Here is a 998-nt window from a genome sequence, read left to right on the forward strand (position 1 = left end):
TAACAAAAATATCTCGAATTAAAGATTCTTTAATTAATTGTTTTATATCAATTAATTAACTATAAAAAAATTATTAATCATAGGAGTGTATTAAAATGAAAAGCATAACAAAAAAATTAACAGGTTTAGGACTTGCATTATCTTTAGGATTAGGTACTTTAGGAGCTATTTCCGTTCATAATGATGTAGGTAACGCAGCTACTACAAAAACACCAGTAAAGGTAACGACTAATACTCATTCATCAAATGATATATTAACACCAACAAATCATACTTTATTAATGATTGACCATCAGCCACAAATGGCATTTGCGACTAAGTCAACTGATATGACTTTAGTTCGCAATAACGTGGCTGGCTTAGCAGAAGCAGCTAAGCTGTTTAAAGTTCCAGTAGTATTATCTACAGTTGCTTCTAAAACATTTAGTGGTCAAATTTTCCCAGAAATTAAAAAAGTATTCCCAGATCAAAAAATTATTGATCGAACTTCAATGAATGCTTTTGATGATAAAAACTTTGTTGATGCAGTGAAAAAAGCTGGAAACAAAAAATTAGTCGTTGCCGGTCTTTGGACTGAAGTCTGTGTTGTAATGCCAGTTCTTGAAGCACTTGATCAAGGTTATGAAGTTTATGTAGTAACTGATGCTTCAGGTGGTGTGTCAACTGAGGCACATGAAATGGCTATTGAACGTATGATTCAAGCTGGTGCTACTCCAATTACTTGGATGCAATATATGCTTGAATTACAACGTGACTGGGCTAACGGTGAAACATACAATCAAGTTTTAGATATTGCTAAAGAACATGGTGGAGCTTATGGATTAGGTGTTCAATATGCTCAAGATATGTTTGGTGGTCATGAAGGTAAATAATTAGATAAAAAGAAATTTACCATTATGGTTATACCCTTGTTAAGTTGCTACTAAAATATGCAGCCTTTACTCCATTCACTAATGGACTTAGGTTGCATATTTTTTTATTCATTAGACTCTGTTAAA

1 protein-coding gene is annotated in these 998 nt (G+C 32.6%); it reads left to right on the top strand.

All coding sequences use genetic code 11. The annotated features are described in order from the left end of the window. The first annotated feature begins 281 nt into the window (after positions 1-281). Positions 282-872, top strand: a complete 591-nt coding sequence (locus tag V7056_RS20650) for a hydrolase (protein WP_499704262.1) — start codon at positions 282-284, stop codon at positions 870-872. The last annotated feature ends 126 nt before the right edge of the window (positions 873-998 follow it).

It is taken from the genome of Bacillus sp. JJ664 (genome assembly GCF_036962205.1).
Classification (GTDB): domain Bacteria; phylum Bacillota; class Bacilli; order Bacillales; family Bacillaceae_G; genus Gottfriedia.